General features: G+C 37.3%; 13 protein-coding genes, 1 tRNA gene and 1 pseudogene. 10 read left to right on the top strand and 5 right to left on the bottom strand.

Annotation, left to right across the window (positions count from 1 at the left end; translation table 11 throughout):
* The 3 genes from secF to PSH50_RS13145 all read left to right on the top strand — a co-directional run bounded on the left by secF (window position 1) and on the right by PSH50_RS13145 (window position 3,883).
* Window positions 1–948, top strand: a complete 948-nt coding sequence (gene secF, locus PSH50_RS13155) for a protein translocase subunit SecF (protein WP_004587611.1) — start codon at window positions 1–3, stop codon at window positions 946–948.
* 318 nt (window positions 949–1,266) lie between these two features.
* Window positions 1,267–3,057 carry a bifunctional diguanylate cyclase/phosphodiesterase gene (locus tag PSH50_RS13150; protein ID WP_029772780.1) on the top strand — a complete coding sequence of 597 codons (1,791 nt, stop codon included), beginning with the start codon at window positions 1,267–1,269 and terminating at the stop codon, window positions 3,055–3,057.
* Between the two features lie 16 nt (window positions 3,058–3,073).
* Entirely contained in the window at window positions 3,074–3,883 is an 810-nt protein-coding gene (locus tag PSH50_RS13145) for an ABC transporter substrate-binding protein (protein WP_248443977.1), read from the top strand.
* 53 nt (window positions 3,884–3,936) lie between these two features.
* On the opposite strand, the gene suhB is transcribed toward PSH50_RS13145, so the two are convergent.
* Window positions 3,937–4,740 (bottom strand): inositol-1-monophosphatase, encoded by an 804-nt coding sequence (gene suhB, locus PSH50_RS13140; RefSeq protein WP_024031435.1) that lies wholly within the window; start codon window positions 4,738–4,740, stop codon window positions 3,937–3,939.
* Window positions 4,741–4,862: 122 nt separating this feature from the next.
* Between suhB and PSH50_RS13135 the strand changes: the two genes are divergently transcribed.
* Together PSH50_RS13135 and PSH50_RS13130 are read left to right on the top strand one after the other, a co-directional pair.
* Window positions 4,863–5,039, top strand: coding sequence for a hypothetical protein (locus PSH50_RS13135; RefSeq protein WP_273587525.1), 177 nt, complete (start codon window positions 4,863–4,865; stop codon window positions 5,037–5,039).
* Between the two features lie 71 nt (window positions 5,040–5,110).
* The gene (locus PSH50_RS13130) at window positions 5,111–5,527 is read left to right on the top strand and encodes a VOC family protein (protein ID WP_004587607.1); all 417 of its coding nucleotides are present in this window, start codon (window positions 5,111–5,113) and stop codon (window positions 5,525–5,527) included.
* A gap of 68 nt (window positions 5,528–5,595) precedes the next feature.
* On the opposite strand, the gene PSH50_RS13125 is transcribed toward PSH50_RS13130, so the two are convergent.
* Window positions 5,596–6,252, bottom strand: coding sequence for a LiaF domain-containing protein (locus PSH50_RS13125; protein ID WP_121638040.1), 657 nt, complete (start codon window positions 6,250–6,252; stop codon window positions 5,596–5,598).
* A 317-nt stretch (window positions 6,253–6,569) separates the two neighbouring features.
* Here PSH50_RS13125 and PSH50_RS13120 point away from each other — a divergent pair, with 317 nt between their 5' ends.
* The 5 genes from PSH50_RS13120 to PSH50_RS13100 all read left to right on the top strand — a co-directional run bounded on the left by PSH50_RS13120 (window position 6,570) and on the right by PSH50_RS13100 (window position 9,725).
* Window positions 6,570–7,136, top strand: a complete 567-nt coding sequence (locus PSH50_RS13120) for a BON domain-containing protein (protein ID WP_004587605.1) — start codon at window positions 6,570–6,572, stop codon at window positions 7,134–7,136.
* Between the two features lie 65 nt (window positions 7,137–7,201).
* Complete coding sequence (locus PSH50_RS13115) at window positions 7,202–7,360, top strand: YqaE/Pmp3 family membrane protein (RefSeq protein ID WP_004587604.1); 159 nt, start codon at window positions 7,202–7,204, stop codon at window positions 7,358–7,360.
* Window positions 7,361–7,629: 269 nt separating this feature from the next.
* A tRNA-Ile gene (locus PSH50_RS13110) sits at window positions 7,630–7,706 on the top strand.
* Window positions 7,707–7,883: 177 nt separating this feature from the next.
* Window positions 7,884–8,750, top strand: a complete 867-nt coding sequence (locus tag PSH50_RS13105; protein ID WP_273587524.1) for a sce7726 family protein — start codon at window positions 7,884–7,886, stop codon at window positions 8,748–8,750.
* A gap of 27 nt (window positions 8,751–8,777) precedes the next feature.
* Entirely contained in the window at window positions 8,778–9,725 is a 948-nt protein-coding gene (locus tag PSH50_RS13100; protein WP_273587523.1) for a sce7725 family protein, read from the top strand.
* 3 nt (window positions 9,726–9,728) lie between these two features.
* Here the strand turns inward: PSH50_RS13100 and PSH50_RS13095 are convergent.
* From PSH50_RS13095 to PSH50_RS13085, 3 genes and pseudogenes are all read right to left on the bottom strand, one after another.
* Window positions 9,729–9,984 (bottom strand): annotated as a pseudogene (locus PSH50_RS13095) (site-specific integrase); the annotation flags it as partial.
* 129 nt (window positions 9,985–10,113) lie between these two features.
* Window positions 10,114–11,181: a hypothetical protein gene (locus tag PSH50_RS13090; protein ID WP_273587522.1), complete on the bottom strand. Its 1,068-nt coding sequence runs from the start codon at window positions 11,179–11,181 to the stop codon at window positions 10,114–10,116.
* Window positions 11,182–11,243: 62 nt separating this feature from the next.
* Window positions 11,244–12,437: a protein-glutamine glutaminase family protein gene (locus PSH50_RS13085; RefSeq protein WP_273587521.1), complete on the bottom strand. Its 1,194-nt coding sequence runs from the start codon at window positions 12,435–12,437 to the stop codon at window positions 11,244–11,246.
* Window positions 12,438–12,503 lie beyond the last annotated feature (66 nt).

Raw genomic sequence — 12,503 nt, 5'->3', positions numbered from 1 at the left:
ATGCAAATTTTAAGTTTGGGTGGTAAAACCCTACGTTTCATGTCACTTCGTAAAGTGGCTATGGGTTTTTCTACGCTATTAATTTTAGCGTCGTTTGCCTCAATTTTTATCAAAGGTTTAAACTTTGGTTTAGATTTTACTGGCGGTACCGCTGTAGAGGTTGGTTTTTCGCAACCTGCAGATTTGAAAAAAGTACGCTCAGTATTAGCTGAAAACGGGTTTGCCGATGCTTCAGTGCAGCTGTTTGGTTCTAGCCAAGATATTTTGGTTCGTTTAGCGCCGCGTGGCAGTGAAGTAAAAGCCGAAGTTATTGGTAACCAAGTTATTACTGCCTTAAAGCAAGCTGATGAGAGTGTAGTAATGCGCCGCATTGAGTTTGTAGGCCCAAGCGTAGGGGAAGACTTAAAAGAGCAGGGTGGCCTTGCCATGTTAACTGCGCTTATTTGTATTTTGATTTACGTGGCATTTCGCTTTGAGTGGCGTTTTGCTGTGGGCGCGGTAGGTGCACTATTACACGATGTAATTATAACAGTGGGTTTGTTTTCTGTATTAGGGTTAGAGTTTGACTTAACTATTTTAGCGGCAATATTGGCGGTAATTGGTTACTCACTTAACGATACTATTGTTGTATCTGACCGTATTCGTGAAAACTTCCGTAAAGTACGCATCGACGACACTATCGAAATTATCGACATGTCGTTAACGCAAACACTTAACCGTACACTTGTAACGTCAATCACCACTATTTTGGTATTGATTGCGCTATTTGTGTGGGGCGGACAAACCATTCACGGCTTTGCTACAGCCCTGTTATTTGGTGTGTTCATTGGTACTTATTCTTCAGTTTACGTTGCAAGCTCGGTAGCTATTACCATGGGCGTAAGTAAAGAAGATTTAATACCAGAGGTAATTGAAAAAGAAGGCGCAGACCTAGACGCATTGCCGTAATAGAGTTAACGCTAAATAAAACCGCTCAATTGAGCGGTTTTTTATTGCGCGCGGTTTTATAGAGCTTGGTTGCCTTTAAGGCTAAACGTACACGCCTTTTAGGCTGAACTTAAAGCCTTGAGCCGGTTATATAATTAAGCCATTACAATAACGTATGAATAGTAAACAGTATATTAGGCTATAAACTTAGCGCTGAGGTTGTACCGCCCCTAAATTGAGCAAATTTAATCCTGAATGGTCAATAGCGCCTAATGCCATAAAATTGTCATACAGGCTTGCTACTTTAATGCCCCTATTAAACGACAATCAGGTTTTGCAGTGACGATGCAGCGCAAAGTACTAGAGTACATTTTAAGTAACGGTGAAATAACCACGTTATTTCAGCCTATTTTTGATATAGCTAATCAAACAATTATAGGTTACGAAGCGCTAAGTCGAGGGCCTAAAAACAGCCCTTTGGAAATGCCTAACCGACTGTTTGAAGCGGCCAGTGAACACGCTTTAATTTCAGAGCTTGAGCTATTATGCCGCTCAAAAGCAATTGAAAACTTTGTAAAGCTTAATCTAAACGGTAAGTTATTTTTAAATGTAAGCCCTAAAACCTTGCTTGACCCTTGCCACCCAAAAGGTGAAACCCTGCACTTAATAGAGCAGTTTGGTTTAGCAGCAAACCGCGTGGTAATTGAGGTAACAGAGCAAGAAAAGGTCGACGATGGTTTTTTATTATTAAAAACAATTGCACACTACCGCGAGCTGGGTTTTACCATTGCCATTGACGATTTAGGTGCTGGTTACTCGGGTTTAAAACAGTGGTCTGAACTATGCCCCGATTTTGTAAAAATCGACCGTTACTTTATTGATCATTGCGATGAAAGCGAAGTTAAAAAAGAGTTTTTAAAATCGATTACGGTACTCGCAAAAGCAACAAACACCGCCGTAATAGCCGAAGGCATAGAAAGAGTGGAAGAGCTTGCCTATGTTGAAAGCTTAGGGATAGCAAACGTACAAGGTTTTTTACTGGAAAAACCAAACTCAAACCCAAGCCTTGATTACAGCTCAGAGCAATTACAAGCATTGAACTTTAAACAGCCAAGCAATACGTTTGATCAATCAATGGCGATTGGCTGGCTTGCTGTTACACAAGAAGCAATAGACAGCGAAACCCGTTGCAAAGACGCCCACAAGCTATTCGAAAAAGACAAAGCCGTGATGAGCCTAGCGGTTTTAAATAAAGCCGGCCAACCGGTTGGGTTACTACATAAAGATCAGCTCACAGAGGTGTTTGCAGCGCCCTATGGCCATGCACTTTACGACAAGTGCCCCGTAACTGACTTTATGGATAAACAACCTTTAGTGGTGGATGAAAACCAACTTCTTGATACCGTGAGTCAGCAAATTACAGAGCAAGACTTTGATATTCGCCGCCATATTGTGATCACCCGTAATGAACGTTACTTAGGGCTTGCCCCTTTACGTGATATTTTAAAGCACATAACAGAAGAAAAAATTCGTCACGCCCAGCACGCTAACCCACTCACTATGCTCCCTGGTAATGTAGCGATTAATGAGGCAATAGAGCAAAGGTTACGCTCACAAAGTGCGTTTTCGCTTGCCTATATAGATCTTAATCACTTTAAGCAGTTCAATGATTTATACGGCTATGCCAGTGGCGATAGTGTGATTAAATTATTGGCAGATGTAACCGTGCAAGCATGCGAAAACAGTGCTAACTTTGTAGGACATATAGGTGGTGATGACTTTATGGTTGTGTTTGACCAATCAGATGCTGTGTATATTTGTAATACCATAATTGAGCAGTTTGAACTGCAATCACGCACTTTTTTTACGCCTGAGCACATTAAGAGCAAAGGTTACTGGGCTACAAATCGTGAGGGAGAAAAGCAATTTGTACCTTTACTTACGTTATCAATTGGCCTTGTGGAGCCCGACTTACAAGAATGTAAAAACAGCCATCAAGTTGCAGCACTTGCAACAGATGCTAAAAAAGAGGCTAAGCGATATCGCCATAGTTATTTGTTTATTTGTAAGCGCAGAAAGCCTGCGCCTGCCGTAGTGCGCTTAGCACCAGAGAATAAACAGGTGGTATAAAAAATAGGTAATTATTATGTTGCCATTAAAAGTAGTAGTTGGTGGGTTTGCTTTATTTGCGGTTAGTTTTTTTGTGCAAGGGGTAGAGATTGTTAATGTTGCTCAAAAGCAAAGTGTGCAAAATGCCCGTGAAGAATACCTAAGTGAGCTATTAACACGAGCCCTAGAGCGGGCTAACTATCCTGTAGACATAAAAATGCAGCCAGTGAGCTTACAGCAACAGCGTGACCTGATTGAGCTAGATAAAACAGAGTTAGATGTTTATTGGAGCATGAGCAGCCCAGAACGAGAGGCACGGGCAATAGCCGTTAAAGTCCCGCTATTTAAAGGCTTTATAGGCAAGCGCGTTTTATTAACCAGTAAAAAAAATGTCGAGAAATTTAAAGGCATTACCACGTTAGCGCAATTAAGTGAGCTCTCGGCAGTGCAAGGGCATGATTGGCCAGATACAAAAATAATGGCTTATAACGGCTTACATGTAAGGCCGCTGAGTAACTATCAAGCTATGTTCACGCTCACTAGCCGGGGCAGAATCGATTACTTTCCTCGCTCATTTATCGAAGTTAATTCTGAGCTTGTTGCCAATGCGCAGAGTAACTTAGTTATTGTGCCTAATTTATTTATTAGTTATCCCACCGGTATTTATTATTTTGTTGTAAGTAGTAAGCCAGTTTTAGCGCAAGCCATAGAGCTTGGGTTGCAAAACATGCAAAACAGCGGAGAGTTTGATGCGTTATTTGATGAGTATTTTGCAAAAGACATAAACTCTCTCCCTTTTACAAAAGGTTATACCACGGAGCTAAAGCTCGATAACCCTTACTTTTAAAACAAAAAAGGAGCCATAGGCTCCTTTTTTATAATAGGGTTACATGCACTTTATTAGCGAAGTAACGCTTCAGGTAATACTGGGCGAATTTCACGAATAATTGCTTGGGTAAGCTTAGGAGCACCACAAATAATGTTACCGCTATTGTTGTAGTTAACGCCACCTGCAAAATCAACAACCATGCCGCCAGCTTCTTTTACAAGTAACTCGCCTGCTGCTGTGTCCCATGGTTTTAAACCAATTTCAAAAAAGCCATCAACACGGCCCGCCGCTACATATGCCATATCTAGCGCTGCAGAACCTGCACGACGAATATCAGCAGTTTGTGTAAACAATGCTTTAAACGCGTCTGTGTATGCATCTAAGTGGTGTTTTTGTTTGAAAGGGAAGCCTGTTGCTAGAATTGAACCAGCTAATTCTACGGTTTTAGTAACGCGTAAACGCTTGCTGTTTAGCTGTGCGCCTTGACCACGAGATGCAGTGAAAAGCTCGCCACGAACTGGATCGTAAATTACAGCTTGGTCTAAACGACCTTTTACTTTAAGTGCGATAGAAACCGCGAAATGAGGGATACCCTTGATGAAGTTAGTTGTGCCATCAAGCGGGTCAACAATCCATTGGTAATCTGCATCTTTACCTTTGTGCTCACCTAGTTCTTCACCAACAATGCAGTGATCAGGGTAAGATTTTAAAATTGTATCACGAATTACGGCTTCGGCTTCTTTATCAATGTTAGTCACTAAGTCGTTAGTGCCTTTTTGTTGAATTTCAACTTTTGATAAATCTTCACTTGCGCGAAGTAAAATTTTGCCTGCGTTGCGCGCAGCGCGAACCGCAATGTTTAACATTGGATGCATGGTATTACCTTTGGGTTGTAAAAGAACGTTTATATATTTAAGCCGGCGTATTTTAGCGACTTTTGCCATAAAGTAAACAATAAACCCTAAATACTTTTGTGCGTTTTTTGTACGGCCTTGAAATGCATGTAAATTTATTCGTATCTAAGGCATGTTGGCGTGTATGGATTGAAATTTGTTCAACCAAAGGGCAACTTAATCACAGCCATGATGCAAAGCTTTCGCGTCCTGCTAGCCAACGTATTGATGTAAAAATTAATCTTAAAAGGGCAGTACACGCCAATAATACTAAAAAGTAAAAAAAGTGCTTTACCTAAAGTTAGCTTGAGGTTTTATCTTGTGTTTAAGCAATCAACTAGGGTAAATAATAATGAAATTAGAACACGTACATTTAGTAGTAAACGATATAAATGCCATGCTTAAATTTTACCAAGCAGCTTTTCCTTATTGGTCAATTAGAAGTGAAGGGCATAACACCTGGTATGGCAAACCTAAGCGCTGGGTACATTTTGGCGACGATAATCACTACATTGCTATAAGCGATAATGGCGAGCATAAAAACAGAGATTTGGCAGGGCATCAAGTCGGGCTGGCTCATTTTGCCTACGTTACAAACAACCTAGACGCTGTTATACAGCGCTTAAAACACGCCGGATTTAGCATTGATAAAGAGGGCGCAGAAAACCCATTTAGAAAAAACGTATATTACTTAGACCCAGCAGGGTTCGAGGTTGAGTTTGTGCAGTATATGAGTGACATTCCAAGCGAGCGTAATAACGACTTATAAAATAGGCATAAATAACGGTGTAGAAAAGCGCATAATATGGCTTTTCTACCCATTTGTTTTTACCCGTATTATTTATTACTCACCCCAAGCTGGGCCTTTAAATCATTAGCAAAACTCACAAATTTTTCTTTAATGGTGCGTTTAACTTTTACCTCCACCGAACCTAAAACTGTTTTACCTTCTAGGTTAATTGTGGGGCCTTGGCGCTTATTAAGCGACACCGTTTTGTTTTCAAAACTACCTAATATACAAAACATTTTAGAAACTACATTAACGTGCTCTGGTACGTAAATTTCTTCGCTGCCAAAAATACAATTTACATGCACGGTAACATGTTGGTGGGCAAAAATAGCATCAGTAAAATCTAAAACAATCGACCCCATATAGTTTTGAATATAAATATCTTTAGGCACCACCCATTGGCCGCTACGCTCGCTTGAGCCTAAAATGCTTCGCAGTGTTAAGTTTTCTTCATCCGCTTGTTGGGCGCTGTAGTTAGGGGCAAATTGCGTTTGCTTTTGAGCACTGTACTGGGTATCTGTAGTAAGGGTTAAATCCTCTACTAAATTAAGTAACGCAGTATTATCGGTTGCTTCCATTGCACTGTCTAAGCGCCTTTCAAAGGCTTCAGCTGAAATAACGCCATGGCTGTAGTTATAAATAAGTTGGTCTATTACTTGTTCGCGAACTTGCTCTATTGGGCGGTCTTCAATTTTTACAGACATGGGAATAATCCTTTTTATATGAGTTACCACTGTACATAGCAAGTGGTGTACCAAAACTTAACTATTTATATATCAATGGCTTATTGTTTTAATAACTCCGCTTAATTTATTATATTAACGATAGATTAACCAAAACAGCAATATAATCGTTATTTTCACCACTTAAGAAAGTTTTACCTAATAGCCTGTAAATGTTTACTCGGAGGTATTTTTATTTATACCCAATAAAATAGCTAACTTTATGAATTTAAAGTGTTAATAAAGTTGGCCTAAAGCTCGCATACATAAAAGTGTCTTTAATCAAAAGGAGAAAGATTATGAAAACATTCAACAAATCTATGATTGCGGCTTTAGTTCTAGGTACTACAGCTATGGGTGCTCAAGCGGGCACTTGGGAAAATGAAAGTAAAGATGCTTGGATTGATGGTAAGGCAGAAACAGTGCTTCTTATGAACACTAATCTAAACAACTTTGACATTAACACTGATGTAAAAAATGGCAAGGTAGTACTTACAGGTAAAGTAAACAGCGACCTTGATAAAGAGCTAGCTGAAGAACTTGTAATTAGCCTAGATGGCGTATCTGATGTAGAAAACAACCTAACTGTTGTGAAAAACATGGATATGGACGACAAAGATCGTGACACTATGGATGATGACGATAACGACTTAACTGACGCTAAAATCACCACAGTAATTACTACACGTTTCTTATTTGACTCAGAAGTTGACGGTACAGATATCGACGTTGATACCGACAACGGTATAGTAAAACTTAAAGGTTCTGTTGAAACAGAAGCTGAAAAGCAGTTAGCAGTAAAAATTGCTAAAAATGCTGAAGATGTTCGTGACGTAGTAGATGAACTAACTATTGTTGCTGAATAATACACTATACTAAAAAGCCCAGCTTAGCTGGGCTTTTTGCTTGTCATTTTTAAAGGAGTTATATCATGGATATCATTCGTATAATACTGTCGATTTTATTACCGCCACTGGGTGTATTTTTACAAGTTGGTTTAGGTATGCACTTTTGGCTAAATATTTTACTAACTTTACTGGGTTACTTCCCTGGTTTAATTCACGCTATCTACATTATTGCTAAAAAATAATGTGTGGTGTGTTCAATGTGAGCCGGCCACTTTTTTATAGTTATTAAAATTGTAAAAAAGCGGCTTGCATACTTCTGTGTTTATTTTTCTGTTATTTCCTGCCTATTCGCATGCAAAAAGATTACTATTTAAGCAGTCAGCTTACTGATTGTTAAAATAAAGGTTTTTGCTAGTGACAAGCCTTAAAAAACTTTTTATACTGCAACCCGCTTTAGTCGCTCAGTGGCTAAACGCTTCAAAAATTAACTACCTCGTAGTTATACAAAGTTGGCCCCTTAGCTCAGTTGGTTAGAGCACACGACTCATAATCGTTAGGTCCCCAGTTCGAGTCTGGGAGGGGCCACCATTTTTACAAGCTTCCTAAGTAAACACCTACTAACAGAAATTACCCTGTGCTACCTCTGTGCTACTTTTTATAATATTAATGAACCTAAAATGATGCAATAATTACATGTATATTTTGAATTCATGGGTTACTCTGTTTATGGGTAAATTAAATGGAATGTTTTTTACTTAACTGGTTATGAAAAATATCGAACTGACCAAATACGACTTTCAACTTATGAGCAAGGTCTTTAATAAAAGCATCCTAGTGGAGCTTGCCAAGTTTGGTGAGAGTCATACGCTTGAAAAGATAGTTTCTGAGTTAGAAGCCAATGTGATTCGCCTCGATTATCAGAACCTACCTGCATTTTTTGAGCGGGCATTTCACTTATTGAGACAGCATTACCCAAATGAATATATATATAAAAATGCTATCGCAGAAAAAATAGTAAGAGGGAGGCATAAGCTCTCAAATTCACTCTATGTCACAGAGTTCAAGGTTAATAATACTATTGCGGATGTTGCTATTTTTAATGGTACTTCAACAGCATATGAAATTAAAACTGAGTTTGACTCTTTTCAAAGATTAGACTCTCAGTTGAAAACTTATAAAAAAGCTTTTGAAAGGGTTTATCTTGTTGTACCAAGTGTTGATGTAGAGAAGGCTCTAAAGGTTATAGACGGTACTACTGGGCTTTATGAATTAACAGATAGATATAGCCTAAAAATGTTAAGAGAAGCATCTACAAACATAGAAACTTTTTGTTCAGAAACAATATTAAATTGTTTAAGAGTGCCTGAGTATATGCAGATTATTAGCAATAACTTTGATTATAGCCCTGCACTGAGCCCATCAAAAAGAAAACAAGATTGTATCGAGCTATTTGCAAAACTTGATATAAACACTCTTCATAAGGAATATCTGAAACAAATTAGAGCTAGGGAATACTCAGATTTAGAAAAAAGCACTTTTAAGGATTTTCCTAAATCATTAACCTCAGTCTTGTTGTCAAGTCGCTTGAATAAAAAGCTTTTATTAAATTTACAATCCTGTATTGTTGGTTAGTAAATACACAATACAAGGAATGTGAAAATGTATCACTCTTATCTACGTGGTAAGCAGTTTGAATTATTAGCTGTTCGTTATGTTATCGACAAAATTGCAGAGAGCAATTCTACACCCATTATTGAGCCAGTTAGGCAGTCAAGCAGAGACATTCTTAAATGTATAGAAGTCTTAGAAGAAAATAATTCAAATTATATCATTGTTTCAAACCCTAAAGTTGGAGAGTTAGCCAACAATTCGCTCGCAAGAGAGCAACTTTTAGATGGAATTTCTAATACCTATCCTAATGCTGAATTTGGAATAATTGTGAATGATACATCTACAAATACAGAAATTAACACTATTCTCGATAGGTACCCACAACATAGTTTTTCAATTATTCATTTTGGTCAATTTCAGGATATCCAATTTTTACAAGAGATATCAGCAACGAATAGGCAGTTTAAAAAGCATATTTTTATAGAGCATTGCTCAAGTAACTTTTATCAATCACAATTTAGTGATTTTGAGCGTGTATTAATTGATGATTGCTTTAATCGTAGGTCCACTAATAGAGAATATAGAGCTCAGTTAGAAGAGTTTTTTACTGATTTGCATGTCAACTATGCAAGTCGAGGTTTTCAAGGCTACGGTGACTTTTCTGTGGTGGGTGATTACTTCTCAGAGGGAGGCGGGCAGGCCATAACAGCTGCTCTTCATATCACTTTTGATAAGCCGACTTTAGAAATATATATAAGGCATTTTTTATCAGCTGAGAGGCAAGTAGCTGATGAAGTGCCGATTTTGCTTGAAGAGGCTATTTCAGAATTAGAGGCTTTTATAAGAACTAAACCTGAAACCTTAGTGTGGTCAAAGTCTCTCAACGAATTGCTAGAAATCTATCAGAATGGTTGTCAAACCAGCTTGGCATATATTAAAAAGCTATCAATTGCTCATCACTTTGAATTAATGTATAAAGTACTAATCAATGGGTAGCTTTTATCTCAAGTAAACTTGAGTAATTTCAGCCCTGAAATGGCCTAGCTCTTGCGATACTGTCTCAAGAGCTATAGACCTACTTAAACCGAAACTCTTTAGCTCAGCCATTCTCTCTTGTGCGTAGCTATGCCTAAGACCATGTCTGCAATTAGAAAAAAGAGTGTGCGACTAGATGCTTTTGAGAATGAGTGTTTATGGCCCCATCAATATCATAACGTTGCACATAGTTAATTTCCCTATCACGAACCGTTATTGGCAGTACTATTAAACAATGGCTCTTTACCGGAAGCAGTAGCCGCCTATGTTAGTTAATATAGCCAGATTTTACTTGACTCAAATTCAAAACCGCTAGATCGCACATAAGCCAGTACTTAACTTAGTGCAATTAATGAAACATGTTCTTTTCAGCGATTATTTTGGTAGTTTCTAAATCCCTTAGTAAAACTTTGTCATTATGTACTTTGAACATATCATTTTCATAATTTTCAATTTTAGCAATAACATTATCAACTAACTCATCATCAATTTCTTCAATGCTTCCTTTGGTATTTTCTAGAATGCCTTTATAATCTTCTAGAAATCCCTTTAATACTTTAGAATAATTGTCTACAAGCTCATTGACAGCATTCTTTTCTGACTCTAGAAACAGTGAAATGTTATACGCTTCAATAACTTCTCGGTCAGATAATAAGTTTGAGTATTTTTTAAAACCATATTCATCATTTGTTAGGCTAAGCCTTTGCTGTAACTCACTTGAATATCCGCCACTTAATGGAAGTGATAGTTTAGACCTAAGCTTTTGATTTATCCCTATAAATGAGGCGTTTAATATTTTTGCTTTTTCCATTAGACTCTCAACTTTTAAATCTAACTTAATTGAAGATGCATTTAGACCTGAAAATAATTCAATATGTTTACTTAATGACTCATTAAACTCTTCAATCCGTTCTTCTTTTATTACATCTTTAGTAATTATTTTTGTTTTCTGAAACAAGCCATTATCTGAAAGCTCTGTATCAAGGAAATCTGAAGCAAAATTCACAACATTAGAAATAACACCAGCAACAGGGTTTGATTCAATCAGAACCGAAGCTATAGGGTTATTTAATACTTTTTTCAATACACTAGAGAACCTATTCCTAGCTTTTTCTGAAGTAATTTCCCGCGTCAATATATCTACAGCTTTCACTTTCACAACGTCAGTAAATTTAAATCCCAAAGCTCGTGATTCTGGGTTATTTATAGATATCAAAACGTTAAATAATTCGGTTGCTTTTATTCGATTCGTTACTTCTATCAATTTATTTTCAATTTCAACAGAATTAACCAATGAGTCTTCGATTGTTGACTTAATTCTTAGGAAGTCTTTTTCATCATTATTGTTTTGAATAGTCCTAAGAACATTTAACTCGTCCCTAAGGGCTTGCAATTCATTTAGTATTTCATCGCTCATGATATCTCCTTGTTGCTCGTAATGTCATATGAAGGTTTCAATGACAATTGCAAGAATATTTTTTACAGGCCAAGAGTTTTCCATTTTTCAAACTCATTATTAAACAAGCTTTTAGCCTTCATACATTCTGCTGGTGTATTTGAACTAACCAGTTTACTTTTTAAAGTCATAGAGTCTGAGTAAAAAATGTTCCATTCGCATGCAGAGAAATTGCCTTTTTGAAACTGAGAACTGAGGGCATCAACAGCTATATCGCTAGCAGCCCAATGCTCATTAAAAGATTGTCCAGAGTATTTGTAAAAGGAACCATTAAAAACATTTTTAGGCATAAAATGTGACAGATTACCGCTAGAGGAAACAGGCACTTCTGTCTTATTAAATAAGTAGCTGTCAGGGTTACCTCTTATTAATGCTGCATATCCGTCAATTTCAAACTTTTCAACCCAGTCTATTATAGGAACTGGCTCTGGAGAAATAAGTCTATCAATTACCCACTCTTGTTTTTTTAAATCTGTATATGCTAAAGCCACATGATAATCCCAAGATGTCTTTTCACCATTGCTTGAGCCAAATGATATTCTACCACTAGTAGCAGGTGCCAAAAGGGCGCTAGACATAAGCCAGACTTTATAAGTTTTATTTGTGACCTTCGAAAGCTCTAAATAGTCAAAATGTGCTCTTGCATGACAACCGCTATAGCTATTTTCGGGAAAGATAGGTAGTGTTTTTAATTTGGCCTTGAGCTCTTTTTCATCAATTTTTGATAGCGAATATATATTGAATTTATCTAGCGGGTTGTTGGAACTATCAACAAGTTTAGATATGTTTAAATTAATAACATTATTAGGTAACTGGGTTTGTTTTACTAAGTCAGAAACAGATTCATATCTAATAATTGTTGCTGAATGTATTTGCTGGGGGGGTTGAATCGGTTGATGTTGATTTATAGGTTTTGAAACTATTAAAATAGCGTTTCCCTTCAAAAATTTTGCTCTTTCTACTCCAAAGTTTCGAACTGCTTCATAAGATGGGTAGATTGGTTGCCCGTTTTGGGCGACTTGCGGGTTAGGTGTTACACTTGTTTCTAAAATGTCATAATGCTCAGATGGAACCCCGTATTTCCAAACTTCGATATTTTTGAAGATTTCTGGGCCAATATTTCTGTTACTTGATTTTTCTTCGGACAAGGAACTGCAACCACTTACAAGAACAAGTAATAATATAATTAGTAAAAAATAACCTTTGCTTAGATACATGCTTATCCTTAAGTCTTTAAAATTGAATTCACTCACTTTGGCTGTTTAAAATATAGACAGTTTAAT

Source organism: Pseudoalteromonas sp. Angola-7 (genome assembly GCF_028599255.1).
GTDB lineage: Bacteria > Pseudomonadota > Gammaproteobacteria > Enterobacterales > Alteromonadaceae > Pseudoalteromonas > Pseudoalteromonas atlantica.
The sequence above is the reverse complement of the archived record's forward strand: the minus strand, read 5'-3'. Positions and strand labels throughout refer to the sequence as shown.